This window comes from Salinisphaera sp. G21_0 (assembly GCF_017744115.1).
Lineage (GTDB): Bacteria > Pseudomonadota > Gammaproteobacteria > Pseudomonadales > Endozoicomonadaceae > Endozoicomonas.
This window is the reverse complement of sequence record NZ_JAGHQW010000014.1, coordinates 38,615-56,259: the sequence shown is the minus strand read 5'-3', so window position 1 is coordinate 56,259 and position 17,645 is coordinate 38,615. Positions and strand designations below refer to the sequence as shown.

The 17,645-nt window shown below is 51.4% G+C and carries 7 protein-coding genes; 1 reads left to right on the top strand and 6 read right to left on the bottom strand.

Annotated elements, in window-relative coordinates:
- Positions 1-116 precede the first annotated feature (116 nt).
- Both J7439_RS08505 and J7439_RS08500 read right to left on the bottom strand, forming a co-directional pair.
- A complete protein-coding gene (locus J7439_RS08505) occupies positions 117-2,852 on the bottom strand; it encodes an RAP domain-containing protein (RefSeq protein WP_209201403.1) in 2,736 nt (911 codons plus the stop codon).
- Entirely contained in the window at positions 2,759-2,974 is a 216-nt protein-coding gene (locus J7439_RS08500; protein ID WP_209201402.1) for a hypothetical protein, read from the bottom strand. Before J7439_RS08500 ends, J7439_RS08505 begins: the two co-directional genes overlap by 94 nt.
- Before the next feature lie 186 nt (positions 2,975-3,160).
- Here J7439_RS08500 and J7439_RS27005 point away from each other — a divergent pair, with 186 nt between their 5' ends.
- Positions 3,161-3,385, top strand: a complete 225-nt coding sequence (locus J7439_RS27005) for a transposase family protein (RefSeq protein WP_353623023.1) — start codon at positions 3,161-3,163, stop codon at positions 3,383-3,385.
- A gap of 759 nt (positions 3,386-4,144) precedes the next feature.
- Here J7439_RS27005 and J7439_RS08490 read toward each other — a convergent pair.
- From J7439_RS08490 to J7439_RS08475, 4 genes are all read right to left on the bottom strand, one after another.
- Positions 4,145-7,267: an RAP domain-containing protein gene (locus J7439_RS08490; RefSeq protein ID WP_209201400.1), complete on the bottom strand. Its 3,123-nt coding sequence runs from the start codon at positions 7,265-7,267 to the stop codon at positions 4,145-4,147.
- 156 nt (positions 7,268-7,423) lie between these two features.
- Positions 7,424-10,543: an RAP domain-containing protein gene (locus J7439_RS08485; protein WP_209201399.1), complete on the bottom strand. Its 3,120-nt coding sequence runs from the start codon at positions 10,541-10,543 to the stop codon at positions 7,424-7,426.
- Between the two features lie 156 nt (positions 10,544-10,699).
- A complete protein-coding gene (locus J7439_RS08480; protein WP_209201398.1) occupies positions 10,700-14,086 on the bottom strand; it encodes an RAP domain-containing protein in 3,387 nt (1,128 codons plus the stop codon).
- 102 nt (positions 14,087-14,188) lie between these two features.
- Positions 14,189-17,611, bottom strand: coding sequence for an RAP domain-containing protein (locus J7439_RS08475; RefSeq protein WP_209201397.1), 3,423 nt, complete (start codon positions 17,609-17,611; stop codon positions 14,189-14,191).
- Between the last annotated feature and the right edge of the window lie 34 nt (positions 17,612-17,645).

Below are 17,645 nucleotides of genomic sequence, written 5' to 3'. Positions count from 1 at the left end.
TGCGGTTCTGTTCAGAAGTTCATTTTGCTGAACGGCTTATAAACGCCAATGGTTGGAGAAGAACATCTACTCTGAATTGAGAAAACGGTTCTTGAGTCTTGATGGCAGGGAGACCATTACTGGCTGTTTGTTCTCCTCTTTATTTGATCAATAAATGGTTTCATTAAATCCAGGTTCCAAAGCCTGTTAACCGGGATTTCAATGACCTCAAATCCTGATTTCTGCAGCAGTGCGATTTTCAGCAGCGTCGAACCCTTCCTGGTTTTGAAATCACCACCCACGTAATGAGACGGTCCCTGAACTTCAATCACTATGTTGTGATCTGGCAGAAGCAGGTCAACCGGAGGTAATGAGTTCAAACTCTTTTCTTCTTCAATCTTCAAAGAGGGCATACATGATTGGAGCTGATCGCGGAAGCCGGATTGAGGCTTTGAAGTGATTGTCTGGTAATGGGGGACGACCGGACACGCTCTGCCAAGCCAACTGGCGGCCATGATCATGATGGATTGATCCTCTTCATTGTCTGGGGATGTATTTTTCAGGCGGGTAAACAGGTCATTAATATGCTTTTCAAGCCAGTTATTTTTGTTGGCATTGGAGACCAGAGACAACCTGGCACAGTATACCATTACTCCCCAGAGGGTCATCAATATGTCTTGCTGAGAGAGCCGGGGGGTTTCACTGATTTTGTAGACAAGCGATTCGAACGTAGAGGTAAGCACGTTCAGCTCAACAAGCTCACCCAGTTTCGCCAAGGCCCACAGCAGGTTGGCGATATGCTGAGGAATAAATTGGTCTTTCTGTGCATTCACGTGGGGCAACAGCGCGGCCACGGCCTCTTTGAGCCCTGGTGTTTGCTCCTGCCCGTTGTCCACCAGTTTCGCCATGGCCCACAGCAGGTTGGCGATACCCTGACCATTAAATTGGCCTTTATGTACGTTCACGAGGGGCAACAGCGCGGCCATGGCATCGTTGAGCCCTGGAGTCTGCTCCAGCCCGTTGTCCACCAGTTTCGCCATGGCCCACAGCAGGTTGGCGATTTCCTGAGGATTAAAGCTAGCTTTCTGTGTGTTTACGTGAGGCAATAGCGCGGCCATGGCCTCGTTGAGTTCTGGTGTCTGGTCATGCCCGTTGTCCACCAGTTTCGCCATGGCCCACAGCATGTTGGCGATACCTTGTGGTTTAAAGGTAGCTCTCTGTGCGTTCACGAGGGGCAACAGGGCGGCTAAGGCCTCTTTGAGCCCTGGTGTACGCTCCAGCCCGTTGTCCACCAGTTTCGCCATGGCCCACAGCAGGTTGGCGATATTCTGAGGAATAAATTGGTCTTTCTGTGCGTTCACATGGGGGAACAGCGCGACCATGGCCTCTTTAAGCCCTGGTGTACGCTCCAGCCCGTTGTCCACCAGTTTTGCCATGGCCCACAGCAGGTTGGCGATTCCCTGGGCAGTAAATTGGCCTTTCTGTGCGTTCACATGGGGTAACAGCGCCACCACCGCCTCTTTGAGCCCTGGTGTCCGCTCCAGCCCGTTTTCCACCAGTTTTGCCATAGCCCACAGCAGGTTGACAATGCCCTGGGGATTAACTTGGTTTTTCTGTGCGTTCACGAGGGGCAACAGGGCGGCCACGGCCTCTTTGAGCCCTGGTGTCTGCACCTGCCCGTTGTCCACCAGTTTCGCCATGGCCCACAGCAGGTTGGCGATACCCTGGACTTTAAACTGGGCTTTCTGTGCGTTCACGCGCGGTAACAGTGCGGCTACGGTCTCTTTGAGTTCTGGTGTCCGCTCCTGACCGTTGTCCACCAGTTTCGCCATGGCCCACAGCAGGTTGGCGATATGCTGAGGAATAAATTGGTCTTTCTGTGCGTTCACGTGGGGCAACAGCGCAGCCACGGCCTCGTTGAACTCTGGTGTCTGCTCCTGCTTGTTGTCCGCCAGTTTCGCCATGGCCCACAGCAGGTTGCCGATATGCTGAGGAATAAATTGGTCTTTCTGTGCTTTCACGTGGGGCAACAGCGCAGCCACGGCCTCGTTGAACTCTGGTGTTTGCTCCTGCTTGTTGTCCACCAGTTTCGCCATGGCCCACAGCAGGTTGGCGATTTCCTGTGGTTTAAAGTGAGCTTTTTGTGCGTTCACGTGGGGCAACAGCGCAGCCACGGCCTCTTTGAGCCCCGGTGTGTGCTCCTGTCCGTTGTCTACCATTTTTGCCATGGCCCACAGCAGGTTGGCGATAGCCTGAGGAATAAATTGATCTTTCTGTACGTTTACCTGGGGCAACAGCGCGGCCACGGCCTCGTTGAGCTCTTGCGTCCGCTCCTGCCCGCTGTCCAGCAGTTTCGCCATGGCCCACAGCAGGTTAGCGATTTCCTGAGCACCAATATTACTGGCTTCAGGTTTTAGGTTGCAGTTAAATATTATTGCATCAAGTAGCGTTGACAATAAGGCAGCTTGAGTGAGCTTAACATGCTCATTCATGGGTTTATGAGGGGTAAAAACACCTGCTGAAGTAAATGAGTGCAGTGTTGTCGTCAGGCTTCGCCAATTCCAGCTCCGTGTTGGGGTAAAATTTTGCAGCATACGTATCAGCTGGCTTTGTTCAGCTCGATTTAACGGCCTTTTAGCAGCTGACGTGTATTTTTTAATTAAACTGGCATATTGCCCGTGATTTCTCCCATCATAGCGATGACCGAAATGATCCGATTTACTCACCAGATCATCCATTATTTCCTGTTTGATGAGGGCATTAAAATCTTGAGCAGGGTTTACTGAACGGCCCTGGAGATGTTGAGAAGAACGTGTGCCAGAAGAATGGTAAAATTCATTGCGACCCGGGGCATTGCGGGGGGATGATCCCATTGTCTGACTGTGGCATATCTATATCGCCCACGCCTTGAAGAACGGGCATGGTCATTCGGTTGGTTGTAATCATTACCTGATCTTGTGTATTTACCACTGACACCAGCAGATCTGCTATCCATAATCATATTTCATTAATTCATGAGAATATAAAATGCAGACTGCTGTTCTGCTCAGAAGTTCATTTTGCTGAACGGTTTATAAACGCAAATGGTTGGACGAGAATATCTACGCTGAATTGTGAAAACAGGGCGGTAGCATGAGATGTACATATGTACTATTAACATACCTCAGATGTAACCCGAGGTATGACAATGTCCAGCTACACACCAATGGTCGTAAGGATTAAATCACTGGCTGAGCCTCGTAGCGAAGATCACGTTACGTATCCACTTCCGGAAGTCATATTTATCGTTTATGTCAGTATTTTGAATGGTTATACGACATGGCAAGGCATGGAGCGATTCGCCAAGTATAACCATTGCTGGTTTCGTATGTTTTTTCCTTACCAATTTGGTTTTCCTTCCCATTAAACTATTGCAACAGTGTGCAAACTGCTTGATCCAGAAGCTTTTACGCAGTTATTTGTTGATTGGGTAAGCGACACATTATCGGTGATAAATGCTCATAAAATGGGGCCTCATCCAGAAAAAAACGACAATGTTATAGCTATTGATGGCAGGCACTACGTGGCTCTCGCCCAGCTAAAGGCAAGAAGCTGGTTCATATGGTCAGTGCATACAGCTCAGAGCTTAAGCTTATATTAGGATTTACCCCCATTGATACTAAGTCCAATGAGATTACTGCTATCCCCGAAATTCTCGATGTGCTTTAAAGAAGACGCCTCTAAAATCCATACGAACAGCGGCAAAGAACGTTGCGACAGTAAGGCGGTGGTGTTTCAATGCCCACAAACAAAGTAACCGCTTTGAGAAAGAGAGTATGGCAGCCCGGATCCAACTGGCAGGATTAGATCAGGACTATCGAACTGAGCTGGTGCTGGAGAAATTTTATCCTGACTAAACAGTTGGTTTAAATCAAGATAACAGAAGCAACAAATGGTACAAGCTTTGTAAAAGGCCTGTAGATTTTTGTGCAAATTATCCAAGCGTTGGCTTCTTTTTTCAGAATTCGGCCTGAATTGTGTTCTGAATTGTCTGGGAATGTACGGTCAACAACGCTGGCAATCATGAGTAGAACAAAAATATAAACTATCGTACATCAGGTGCAACCGCCCTGCATCTACTCTGAATTGTAAAAACGGTTCTTGAGTCTTGATGGCAGGGAGACGATTACTGGCTGTTTGTTCTCTTCTTTATTCGATCAATAAATGGTTTCATTAAACTCTGGTTCCAAAGCCTGTTAACCGGGATTTCAATGACCTCAAATCCTGATTTCTGCAGCAGTGCGATTTTAAGCAGCGTCGAACCCTTCCTGGTTTTGAAATCACCATTGACGTAATGAGACGATCCCTGAACTTCAATCACCATGTTGTGATCTGGCAGTAGCAGGTCAACCGGAGGTAATGAGTTAAGACTCTTTTCTTCTTCAATCTTCAAAGAGGGTATGCATGATTGGAGTTGATTGCGGAAGTTGGCCTGATGTTTTGAAATGGTTGTCTGGTAATGGGGGTTGAACGGACACGCTCTGCCAAGCCAACTGGCGGCCATGGCCATGGTGGTTTGATCCTCTTCATTATCCGGTGATGTATTTTCCAGGCGAGTCAATAGGTCATCCATGTGCTTTTCAAGCACGTTATTTTTATTGGCATTGGAGTCTGGAGACAACCTGGCACAGCATACCATTACGCCCCATAGAGACATCGATATAACTTGCCTGGAGAGCTGAGGGTTTTCACTGATTCGGTAGACAAGCGATTCGAATGTAGAGGTAACCACATTCAGCTCAACGAGTTCACCCAGTTTCGCCATGGCCCACAGCAGGTTGGCGATACCCTGTGGTTTAAAGTTAGCTTTCTGTGCCCTCACGTGGGGTAACAACGCAGCCACGGCCGCTTGGAACTCTGGTGCCCACTCCTGCCCGTTATCCACCAGTTTCGCCATGGCCCACAGCAGGCTGGCGATGTGCTGAGGAATAAATTGGTCTTTCTGTGCGTTCACGTGAGGCAACAGCGTGGCCACAGCCTCGTTGAGCGCTGGTGTCTGTTCCTGCCCGTTGTCCACCAGTTTCGCCATGGCCCATAGCAGGTTGGCGATCTCTTGTGGTTTAAAGGTAGCTCTCTGTGCATTCACGTGGGGCAAAAGTGCGGTCACGGCCTCGTTGAGTTCTGGTGTCGACTCCTGCCCGTTGTCCACCAGTTTCGCCATGGCCCACAGCAGGTTGGCAATGGCCTGGGCATTAAGTTGGTTTTTCTGTGAGTTTACGAGGGGCAACAGCGCAGCTACGGCCTTGTTGAGTTCTGGTGACCTCTCATGCCCGTTGTCCACCAGTTTCGCCATGGCCCACAGCAGGTTGGTGATACCCTGTGGTTTAAAGTGAGCCTTTTGTGCGTTCACGTGGGGCAACAGGGCGGCCAAAGCCTCTTTGAGCACTGGTGTCTGCTTCTGCCCGCTGTCCACCAGTTTCGCCATGGCCCACAGCAGGTTGGCGATATCCCGGGCTTTAAATTGGTCTTTCTGTACGTTCACGTGGGTCAACAGTGCGGCCACGGCCTCGTTGAGCTCTGGTGTCCGATCCTGCCCGTTGTCCACCAGTTTCGCCATGGCCCACAGCAGGTTGGCGATTCCCTGGGCATTAAATTTATTTTTCTGTACGTTCACGTGGGGCAACAGCGCGGCCACGGCCTCTTTGAGTCCTGGTGTCCACTCCTGCTCGTTGTCCACCAGTTTCGCCATAGCCCACAGCAGGTTGGCGATACCTTGTGGTTTAAAGGTAGCTCTCAGTGCATTCACGTGGGGCAACAGGGCGGCTACGGCCTCGTTGAGTTCTGGTGTCGACTCCTGCCTGTTGTCAATCAGTTTCGCCATGGCCCACAGCAGGTTGGCGATTTGCTGAGGAATAAATTGGTCATTCTGCGCGTTCACGAGAGGCAACAGGGCGGCCACGGCCTCGTTGAGCCCTGGTGTCCGCTTCAGCCCGTTTTCCAGCAGTTTCGTAATGGCCCACAGCAGGTTGGTAATGTCCCGGGCATTAAGTTGGTTTTTCTGTGCGTTCACGAGGGGCAACAGGGCGGCCACGGCCTCGTTGAGCCCTGGTGTCCGCTCCAGCCCGTTGTCCACCAGTTTCGTAATGGCCCACAGCAGGTTGGTAATGCCCTGGGCATTAAGTTGGTCTTTCTGTGCGTTCACGAGGGGCAACAGTGCGGCCATGGCCTCGTTGAACCCTGGTGTCCGCTCCAGCCCGTTGTTCACCAGTTTCGTAATGGCCCACAGCAGGTTGGCAATGTCCCGGGCATTAAGTTGGTTTTTCTGTGCGTTCACGAGGGGCAACAGTGCGGCCACGGCCCCGTTGAGCCCTGGTGTTCGCTCCAGCCCGTTGTCCACCAGTTTCGTGATGGCCCACAGCAGGTTGGTAATGCCCTGGGCATTAAGTCGGTCTTTGTGTGCGTTCACGAGGGGCAACAGGGCGGCCACGGCCTCGTTGAGCCCTGATGTCTGCTCCAGCCCGTTGTCCACCAGTTTCGCAATGGCCCACAGCAGGTTGGCGATACCCTGAGGATTGAATTGGTCTTTCTGTACGTTCACGTGGGGCAGCACGGCGGCCAAGGCCTCGTTGAATTCTGGTGTCTGCTTCTGGCCGTTGTCCACCAGTTTCGCCAGGGCCCACAGCAGATTGGCGATACCCCAGGCATCAATATCCCGGGCTTCAGGTTTTTGGTTGCAGTTAAATATTATTGCATCAAGCAAAGTTGACAATAAGGCAGCTTGAGTCAGCTGAACACGTTCATGCATGGGTTTATAAGGGGTAAAAACACCCGCTGAAGTAAATGAATGAAGTGTTGTCGTCAGGCTTCGCCAATCCCAGCGCCGTGTTGGGGTGAAATTTTGCAGCATACGTATCAGCTGGGTTTGTTCCGCCCGGTTTAACGGTCTTTTAGCAGCTGACGTGTATTTTTTAATTGAAATGGCATATTGACTGTGATTTTTCCCATTATAGCGATGACCGAAACGATCCGATTTACTCAACAGATCATCCATTATTTCCTGTTTGATGAGGGCATTAAAATCCTGAGCAGGGTTTACTGAACGCCCCTGTAGATGTTGAGAAGAGCGTGTGCCTGAAGAATGGTAAAATTCATTGCGATCCGGTGCAGTACGGGGGGGATTATTCCATGGTCTGACTGTGGCATGTCTATATCGCCCACGCCCTGAAGAAGGGGGATGGTTATTCGGTTGGGTGTAATTATTACCTGATCTTGTGTATTTACCACTGATACCAGCAGATCTTCTATCCATAATTATATTTCATTAATTCATGAGAATTTAAAAAGCAGACTGCGGTTCTGTTCAGAAGTTCATTTTGCTGAACGGTTTATAAACGCAAGTGGTTGGCGAAGAGCATCTACTCTGAATTGTGAAAACGGTTCCTGAGTCACGATGGCAGGGAGGCGATTACTGGCTGTTTGTTCTCTTCTTTATTTGATCAATAAATGGTTTCATTAAATCCTGGTTCCAAAGCCGGTTAACCGGGATTTCAATGACCTCAAATCCTGATTTTTGCAGCAGCGCGATTTTAAGCAGCGTCGAACCCTTCCTGGTTTTGAAATCACCATTGACGTAATGAGACGATCCCTGAACTTCAATCACCATGTTGTGATCTGGCAGTAGCAGGTCAACCGGAGGTAATGAGTTCAGACTCTTTTCTTCTTCAATCTTCAAAGAGGGCATGCATGATTGGAGTTGATTGCGGAAGACGGCCTGATGTTTTGAAATGGTTGTCTGGTAATGGGGGTTGAACGGACTCGCTCTGCCAAGCCAACTTGCGGCCATGACAATGATGGTTTGATCCTCCTCATTATCTGGGAATGTATTTTCCAGGCGAGTCAACAGGATATCCATGTGCTTTTCAAGCACGTTATTTTTATTGGCATTGGAGTTTAGAGCCAACCTTGCACAGCATACCATTACGCCCCAGAGAGACATCGATATATCTTGCCTGCAGAGCTGAGGGTTTTCACTGATTCGGTAGACAAGCGATTCGAATGCAGAGGTAACCACATTCCGCTTAACGAGTTCACCCAGTTTCGCCATGGCCCACAGCAGGTTGGCGATACCCTGTGGTTTAAAGTTAGCTTTCTGTGCGCTCACGTTGGGTAACAGCGCGGCCACAGCCGCTTTGAACTCTGGTGTCCACGCCTGCCCGTTATCCACCAGTTTTGCCATGGCCCACAGCAGGTTGGCGATGTGTTGAGGAATAAATTGGTCTTTCTGTATTTTCACGTGGGGCAACAGAGCGACCACGGCCTTGTTAAGCGCTGGTATCTGCTCCTGCCCGTTGTGCGCCAGTTTCGCCATGGCCCACAGCAGGTTGGCGATCTCTTGTGGTTTAAAGGTAGCTCTCAGATCATTCACGTGGGGCAACAGTGCGGTCACGGCCTCGTTGAGTTCTGGTGTCGACTCCAGCCCGTTGTCCACCAGTTTCGCCATGGCCCACAGCAGGTTGGCAATGGTCTGGGCATTAAGTTGGTTTTTCTGTGAGTTCACGCGGGGCAACAGCGCAGCTACGGCCTTGTTGAGTTCTGGTGACCTCTCATGCCCGTTGTCTATCAGTTTCGCCATGGCCCACAGCAGGTTGGCGATACCTTGTGGTTTAAAGGCAGCTCTCTGTGCATTCACTTGGGGCAACAGTGCGGCCACGGCCTGGTTGAGTTCTGAGGTCGACTCCTGCCCGTTGTCCACCAGTTTTGCCATGGCCCATAGCAGGTTGGCAATACCCTGTGGTGTAAAGTTGGTTTTCTGTGCGCTTACTTGCGGCAACAACGCGGCCATGGCCCCGTTAAGCTCTGGTGTCCGCTTTTGCCCGTTGTCCACCAGTTTCGCCATGGCCCACAGCAGGTTGGTGATTTCCTGTGGTGTAAAGTTAGCTTTCTGTGCGATCACCTGGGGCAATAGCGCGGCCACGGCCTCGTTGAGTCCTGTTGTCCGCTCCAGCCCGTTGCCCACCAGTTTCGCCATGGTCCACAGCAGGTTGGTGATAACCTGGGCATGAAATTGGTTTTTCTGAGCTTTCACCTGGGGCAGCAGTGCGGCCACGGCCTCTTTGAGCCCTGGTGTCCACTTTTGCTCGTTGTCCTCCAGTTTCGCCATGGCCCACAGCAGGTTGGTGATATCCTGGACATTAAATTGGTCTTTCTGTGCGTTCACCCGGGGCAACAGTGCGACCAGGGCATCGTTGAGTCCTGGTGTCCGCTCCAGCCCGTTTTCAACCAGTTTCGCCATGGCCCACAGCAGGTTGGCGATATGCTGAGGAATAAATTGGTCTTTCTGCGCGTTCACGAGAGGCAACAGGACGGCCACGGTCTCGTTGAGCCCTGATGTCTGCTGCTTCGTATTTTCCACCAGTTTCGCCATGGCCCACAGCAGGTTGGCGATACCCTGTGGTTTAAAGTTAGCTTTCAGTGAGTTCACGAGGGGCAACAGGGCGGCTACGGCCTCGTTGAGCCCTGGTGTCCGCTCCAGCCCGTTTTCCAGCAGTTTCACCATTGCCCACAACAGGTTGGCAATGTCCCGGGCACTAAGTTGGTTTTTCTGTGTGTTCACGAGGGGCAACAGGGCGGTCAGGGCCTCGTTGAGTCCTGGTGTCTGCTCAAGCCTGTTGTCCACCAGTTTCGTAATGGCCCACAGCAGGTTGGTAATGCCCTGGTCAGTAAGTTGGTCTTTCTGTGCGTTCACGCGGGGCAACAGGGCGGCCACAGCTTCTTTGAGCTCTGGTGTCCACTCCCCGTTGTCCACCAGTTTCGCCATGGCCCACAGCAGGTTGGCGATAGCCTGGGCGTTGAATTGGTCTTTCAGTACGTTCACGTGGGGCAGCAGGGCGGCCATGGCCCCTTTGAACTCTGGTGTCTGCTTCTGCCCGCTGTGCACCAGTTTCGCCATGGCCCAAAGCAGGTTGGCGATTCCCTGGGCATCAATATCCCTGGCTTCAGGTTTTTGGTTGCAGTTAAATATTATTGCATCAAGCAGAGTTGACAATAGGGCAGCTTGAGTCGACTGAATACGCTCATGCATGGGTTTATAAGGGATGAAAGCACCCGCTGAAGTCAATGAATGAAGTGTTGTCGTCAGGCTTCGCCAATTCCAACTCCGTGTTGGGGTAAAGTTTTGCAGCATACGTATGAGCTGGCTTTGTTCCGCACGGTTTAACGATCTTTTTGCAGCTGACGTGTATTTTTTAATTGAACTGGCAAATTGACTGTGATTTTTTCCATTATAGCGATGACCGAAACGATCCGATCTTCTCACCAGATCATCCATTATTTCCTGTTTGATGAGGGCGTTAAAATCTTCAGCAGGGTTTACCGAACGGCGCTGTAGATGTTGAGAAGAGCGTGTGCCAGAAGAATGGTAACATTCATTGTGATCCGGTGCAGTGCGGGGGGGATGATCCCATTGTCTGACTGTGGCATGTCTGTATCGCCCACGCCCTGAAGAAGGGGCAGGGTTATTCGGTTGGTTGTAATCATTACCCGATCTTGTGTCATTACCACTGATACCAGCTGATCTTCTATCCATAATTATATTTCATTAATTCATGAGAATATAAAAAGCAGACTGCGGTTCTGTTCAGAAGTTCATTTTGCTGAACGGTTTATAAACGCAAGTGGTTGGAGAAGAACATCTACTCTGAATTGTGAAAACGGTTCCTGAGTCATGATGACAGGGAGACGATTACTGGCTGTTTGTTCTCTTCTTTACTTGATCAATAAATGGTTTCATTAAATCCTGGTTACAAAGCTGGTTAACCGGGATTTCAATGACTTCAAACCCTGCTTTTTGCAACAGTGCGATTTTCAGCAGAGTCGAACCTTTCCTGGTTTTGAAATCACCATTCACGTAATGAAACGGCCCCTGAACTTCAATAATAATGTTGTGATCTGGCAGTAGCAGGTCAACGGGAGGCAATGAGTTCAGGCACTTTTCTTCTTCAATCTTCAAAGAGGGCATGCATGACTGGAGTTGATCGCGGAAGAAAGTTTGAGGTTCTGAAATGGTTGTCCGGTAATGGGGGTTGAGCGGACACGCTCTGCCAAGCCAACTGGCGGCCATGATAACAATGTGTCGATCCTTTTCATTGTCCAGGGATGTATTTTCCAGGCGAGTCAACAGGTCATCCATGTGCTTTTCAAACACGTTATTTTTATTGGCATTGGAGACCAGAGACAACCTGGCACAGCATACCATTACGCCCCAGAGAGATATCAATATATCTTGCCTGGAGAACTGAGGATTTTCACTGATTCGGTAGACAAGCGATTCGAATGTAGAGGTAAACACATTCAGCTCAACCAGTTCACCCAGTCTCGCCATGGCCCACAGCAGGTTGGCGATGCCCTGTGGTTTAAAGTTAGCTTTCTGTGCGTTCACGTGGGGTAACAGCGCGGCCATGGCCGCTTTGAACTCGGGTGTCCACTCCAGCCCGTTGTCCACCAGTTTCGCCATGGCCCACAGCAGGTTGGCGATGTGCTGAGGAAGAAATTGGTCTTTCTGTGCGTTCACATGGGGCAACAGCGTGGCCACAGCCTCGTTGAGCGCTGGTGTCCGCTTTTGCCCGTAGTCCACCAGTTTCGCCATGGCCCACAGCAGGTTAGCAATATGCTGGGCATTCAATTGGTCCTTCTGTGCGGTCACGTAGGGCAACAGGGCGGCCACGGCCTCGTTGAGCGCTGGTGTCCGCTCCAGCCCGTTGTCCACCAGTTTTGCCATGGCCCACAGCAGGTTGCTGATCTGCTGAGGAATAAATTGGTCTTTCTTTGCGTTCACGCAGTGCAACAACGTGGCCACGGCCTCGATGAACTCTGGTGTCCGCTCCTGGGCGTAGTCCGACAGTTTCGCCATGGCCCACAGCAGGTTGGCGATAACCAGTGGTTTAAAGTCAGCTTTCTGTGCGTTCACATGGGGCAACAGTGCGGCCACGGCCTCTTTGAGCTCAGGTGTCCGCTCCTGCCCGTTGTTCACCAGTTTCGCCATGGCCCACAGCAGGTTGGTGATATCCTGTGGTTTAAAGTTAGCTTTCTGTACCTTCACGTGGGGCAATAGTGTGGCCACGGCGTCGTTGAGCCCTGGCGTCTGCTTCTGCCCGTTGTTCACCAGTTTCGCCATGGCCCACAGCAGGTTGGCGATATCCTGGACATTAAATTGGTCTTTCTGTGCGTTCACCCGGGACAACAGCGCGACCAGGGCTTCGTTGAGCGCTGGTGTCCGCTCCTGCCCATTGTCCACCAGTTTCGCCATGGCCCACAGCAGGTTGGCGATATGCTGAGCAATAAATTGGTTTTGCTGTGCGTTCACATAGGGCAACAGGGCGGCCACGGCCATGTTGAGCCCTGGTGTCCGCTCCAGCCCGTTGTCCACCAGTTTCGCCATGGCCCACAATAGGTTGGTGATTCCCTGGGCATTAAATTGGTCTTTCTGTGCGTTCACGTAAGGTAGCAGCACAACTACCGCCTCTTTGAGCCCTGGTGTCCGCTCCAGCCCGTTGTCCACCAGTTTCGCCATGGCCCACAACAGGTTGGCAATGCCCTGGGCATTAAGTCGGTTTTTCTGTGTGTTCACGAGGGGCAACAGGGCGGCCACGGCCTCTTTGAGCCCAGGTGTCCGCTCCAGCCTGTTGTCCAACAGTTTCGCCATGGCCCACAGCAGGTTGACCATGCCCTGGGCATTAAACTGGTCTTTCTGTGCGTTAACATGGGGCAACAGGGTGGCCACGGCCTCGTTGAGCACTGGTGTCCGCTCCAGCCCGCTGTCCACCAGTTTCGCGATGGCCCACAGCAGGTTGGCAATTTTCTGGGCATTAAATTGGTCTTTTTGTGCGTTCACGAGGGGCAACAGGACGGCCACGGCCTTGTTGAGCCCTGGTGTCTGCTCCAGCCCGTTGTCCACCAGTTTCGCCATGGCCCACAGCAGGTTGGTAATGCCCTGGGCATTAATTCGGTTTTTCTGTGCGTTCAGGAGGGGCAGCAGGGCGGCCAGGGCCTCTTTGAGCTCTGGTGTCCGCTCCAGCCCGTTGTCCACCAGTTTCACCATGGCCCACAGCAGGTTGGCAATGCCCTGGGCATTAAGTTGGTCTTTCTGTGCGTTCACGAGGGGCAACAGGGCGGCCACGGCCTCGTCGAGCCCAGGTGTCCGCTCCAGCCCGTTGTCCACCAGTTTCGCCATGGCCCACAGCAGGTTGGTAATGCCCTGGGCATTAAGTTGGTTCTTTCGTACGTCCACGAGGGGCAACAGGGCGGCCACGGCCTCTTTGAGCACTAGTGTCCGCTCCAGCCCGTTGTCCACCAGTTTCGCCATGGCCCACAGCAGGTTGGTGATACCCTGGGCCTTAAATTGGTCTTTCTGTGCGTTCACGCGTGGCAACAGCGCGACAACGGCCTCGTTGAACTCTGGTGTCCGCTCCAGCCCGTTGTCCACCAGTTTCGCCAAGGCCCACAGCTGGTTGGCGATACCCCGGGCATCAATATTCCTGGCTTCAGTTTTTTGGTCGCAGTTAAATATTATTGCATCAAGCAGCGTTGACAATAAGTGAGCTTGAGTAAGCTTAACACGCTCATCCATGGGGTTATGAGGGGTAAAAACACCCGCTGAAGTCAATGAATGAATTGTGGTCGTCAGGCTTCGCCAATCCCAACGCCGTGTTGGGGTAAAATTTTGCAGCATACGTATCAACTGGCTTTGTTCCGCCCGGTTTAACGGTCTTTTAGCAGCTGACGTGTATTTTTTAATTGAACTGGCATATCGACTGTGATCTCTCCCATCATAGCGATGACCGAAACGATCCGCTTTTCTCACCAGACCATCCATGATTTCCTGCTTAACGAGGGCATTAAAATCTTGAGAAGGGGTTACTGAACGGCCCTGTAGATGTTGAGAAGAGCGTGTGCCAGAAGAGTGGTAAAAGTCATTGCGACCCGTTGCAGTGCTGGGGGGATTATCCCATTGCCTGACTGTGGCATGTCGGTATCGCCCACGCCCTGAAGAAGGGGCATGGCCATTCGGTCGGTTGTAACCGTTATCTGATCTTGTGTATTGACCACTGATACCCGCAGAACTTTTATCCATAATTATATTTCATTAATTCATGAAAATATAAAAAGCAGACTGCGGTTCTGCTCAGAAGTTCATTTTGCTGAACTATAAACGCAAATGGCTGGAGAAGAACAACTACTCTGGATTGTTAAATGATTCAGAGCCATGCCCTTGTGGCGTGGTGTTTATCCTGGTCTTTATTTTATCAATATATGGTTTCATTAAACCCGGGTTCCAAAGCTGGTTGACCGGGATTTCAATAACCTCAAATCCTGCTTTTTGCAGCAGCGCGATTTTTAGCAGAGTCGAACCATTCCTGATTTTGAAATCATTACTTACGTAATGAGACGGTCCCTGAATTTCAATAACCATGTTGTGATCTGGCAGTAGCAGGTCAGCGGGAGGCAATGAGTTCAGGCTCTTTTCTTCTTCAATCTGCAAAGAGGGCATGCATGATTGGAGTTGATCGCGGAAGTCGGATTGAGGTTTTGAAATGGTTGTCTGGTAATGGGGGACGATCGGACACGGTCTGCCAAGCCAACTGGCGGCCATGGCAATGATACGCTGATCCTTTTCATTGTCCGGGGATGTATTTTCCAGGCGAGTAAACAGGTCATCCATGTGCTTTTCAAGCACGTTATTTGTAGTGGCATTGGAGACCAGAGACAACCTGGCACAGCATACCATTACGCCCCAGAGAGACATAAATATATCTTGCTGAGAGAGCTGAGGGGTTTCACTGATTTTGTGGACAAGCGATTTGAAGATAGAGGTAACCACGTTCAGCTCAACGAGTTCACCCAGTTTCGCCATGGCCCACAGCAGGTTGGCGATACCCTGTGGTTTAAAGTTAGCTTTCTGTGCTCTCACGTTGGGTAACAGCGCGGCCACGGCCGCTTTGCACTCTGGTGTCCACTCTTGCCCGTTGCCCGCCAGTTTCGCCATGCCCCACAGCAGGTTGGCGATGTGCTGAGGAGTAAATTGGTTTTTCTGTGCGTTCACGTGAGGCAACAGCATGGCCACAGCCTCGTTGAGCGCTGGTGTCTGCTCCAGCCCGTTGTCCACCAGTTTCGCCATGGCCCACAGCAGGTTGGCGATACCTTGTGGTTTAAAGTTAGCTTTCTGTGCATTCAGGTGGGGCAACAATGCGCCTAAGGGCTCTTTGAGCTCTGGTGTCTGCTTCTGCCCGTTGTCCACCAGCTTCGCAATGGCCCACAGCAGGTTGGCGATATGCTGAGGAATAAATTGGTCTTTCTGTGTGTTTAAGTGGTGCAACAGCGCGGCTACGGCCTTGTTGAGTTCTGATGACCTCTCTTGCCCGTTGTCCACCAGTTTCACCATTGCCCACAGCAGGTTGGCGATATGCTGTGGGTTAAAGTCAGCTTTTTGTTTGTTTACGTGGGGCAACAGCGCGGCTACGGCCTTGTTGAGTTCTGGTGTCGACTCCTGCCGGTTGTCCACCAGTTTCGCCATGGCCCATAGCAGATTGGCAATACCCTGTGGTGAAAAGTTGGCTTTCTGTGCGCTCACGTGGGGCAATAACGCTGCCATGGCCTCGTTGAGCTCTGGTGTCCGCTCCTGCCCGTTGTCCACCAGTTTAGCCATGGCCCACAGCAGGTTGGTGATTTCCTGTGGTTTAAAGTTAGCTTTCTGTGCGATCACTTGGGGCAATAGCGCTGCCACGGCCTCGTTGAGTCCTGGTGTCCGCTCCAGCCCGTTGCCCACCAGTTTAGCCATGGCCCACAGCAGGTTGGCAATATGCTGAGGAATAAATTGGTTTTTCTGTGCGCTCACATGGGGTAACAGTGTGACCATGATCTCTTTGAGACCCGGTGTCCACTCCTGCCCGTTGTCCAGCAGTTTCGCCATGACCCACAGCAGGTTGGTGATATCCTGGACATTAAATTGGTCTTTCTGTGCGTTCACCCGGGACAACAGCGCGACCAGGGCCTCGTTGAGTCCAGGTGTCCGCTCCAGCCCGTTGTCCAGCAGTTTCGCCATGGCCCACAACAGGTTGGTAATGCTCCGGGCATTAAGTTGGTCTTTCTGTGCGTTCACGAGGGGCAACAGGGCGGCCACGGCCTCGTTGAGCCCTGGTGCCTGTTCCTGGCCGTTGTCCACCAGTTTCGCCATGGCCCACAGCAGGTTGGCGATATCCTGGACATTAAATTGGTCTTTCTGTGCGTTCACCCGGGGCAACAGCGCGACCAGGGCTTCGTTGAGGCCTGGTGTCCGCTCCAGCCCGTTTTCCACCAGTTTCGCCATGGCCCACAACAGGTTGGCAATGTCCCGGGCATTAAGTTGGTTTTTCTGTACGTTCACATGGGGCAACAGCGAGGCCACGGCCTCGTTGAGCCTTGGTGTCCGCTCCAGCCCGCTATCCACCAGTTTCGCCATTGCCCACAGCAGGTTGGCGATTTCCTGTGGTTTAAAGTTAGCTTTTTGTGCGTTCACCCGGGGCAACAACGCGGCCACGGCCTCGTTGAGCTCTGGTGTCTGCTCCTGGCCGTTGTCCACCAGTTTCGCCATGGCCCACAGCAGGTTGGCGATACCCTGCGGTTTAAAGTTAGCTTTTTGTACGTTCACCTGGCGCAGCAGCACGGCTAAGGCCTCGTTGAGCTCTGGTGTCCGCTTTTGCCCGTTGTCCGACAGTTTCGCCATGGCCCACAACAGGTTGGCAATATTCTGGGTATTAAATTGGTCTTTCTGTGCGTTCACATGGGGCAACAGCGTGGCCACAGCTTCTTTGAGCTCCGGTGTCCACTCCCCGTTGTCCACCAGTTTTGCCATGGCCCACAGCAGGTTGGCGATGCCCAGAGGAATAAATCGGTCTTGCTGTGCATTCACGTGGGGCAGCAGGGCGGCCACGCCCTCTTTGAACTCCGGTGTCTGCTTCTGCCCGTTGTCCACCAGTTTCGCCATGGCCCACAGCAGGTTGGAGATTCCCAGGGCATCAATATCCCTGGCTTTAGGTTTTTGGTTGCACTTGAATATTATTACATCAAGTAGCGTGGACAATAAGGCAGTTTGAGTGAGCTTAACACGCGTATCCACGGGTTTATGAGGGGTAAAAACACCCGCTGAAGTAAATGAATGAAGTGTCGTCGTCAGGCTTCGCCAGTTCCAACTCCGTGTTACTGTAAAATTTTGCAGCAAATGTATCAGCTGGCTTTGCTCGGCCCGATTTAAAGGTCTTTTAGAAGTTAACGTGTATTTTTTAATTGAACTGGCATATTGACCGTGATTTCTCCCATCATAGCGATGACCGAAACGACCCGATTTACTCACCAGACCATCCATTATTTCCTGTTTGATGAGTGCATTAAAATCTTGAGCAGGGGTTACTGAACGGCCCTGTAGATGTTGAGAAGAGCTGGCTCCAGAAGAATGGTGAAATTCATTGCGACCCGGTGCAGTGCGGGGGGGATGATTCCATTGTCTGACTGTGGCATGTCTATATCGTCCACGCCTTGAAGAAGCGGCATGGCCACCCGGTTGGTTATAATAATTATCTGATCTTGCGTATTTACCACTGATACCAGCAGATCTTCTATCCATAATTATATTTCATTAATTCATGAAAATATAAAAA

Excerpts from the sequence above, each read along its gene's own strand:
- J7439_RS08490 (WP_209201400.1), bottom strand. The coding sequence starts at position 7,267 with ATGGATAGAAGATCTGCTGGTATCAGTGGTAAATACACAAGATCAGGT.
- J7439_RS08505 (WP_209201403.1), bottom strand. The coding sequence starts at position 2,852 with ATGGGATCATCCCCCCGCAATGCCCCGGGTCGCAATGAATTTTACCAT.
- J7439_RS08485 (WP_209201399.1), bottom strand. The coding sequence starts at position 10,543 with ATGGATAGAAGATCAGCTGGTATCAGTGGTAATGACACAAGATCGGGT.
- J7439_RS08475 (WP_209201397.1), bottom strand. The coding sequence starts at position 17,611 with ATGGATAGAAGATCTGCTGGTATCAGTGGTAAATACGCAAGATCAGAT.
- J7439_RS27005 (WP_353623023.1), top strand. The coding sequence starts at position 3,161 with ATGACAATGTCCAGCTACACACCAATGGTCGTAAGGATTAAATCACTG.
- J7439_RS08480 (WP_209201398.1), bottom strand. The coding sequence starts at position 14,086 with ATGGATAAAAGTTCTGCGGGTATCAGTGGTCAATACACAAGATCAGAT.
- J7439_RS08500 (WP_209201402.1), bottom strand. The coding sequence starts at position 2,974 with ATGGATAGCAGATCTGCTGGTGTCAGTGGTAAATACACAAGATCAGGT.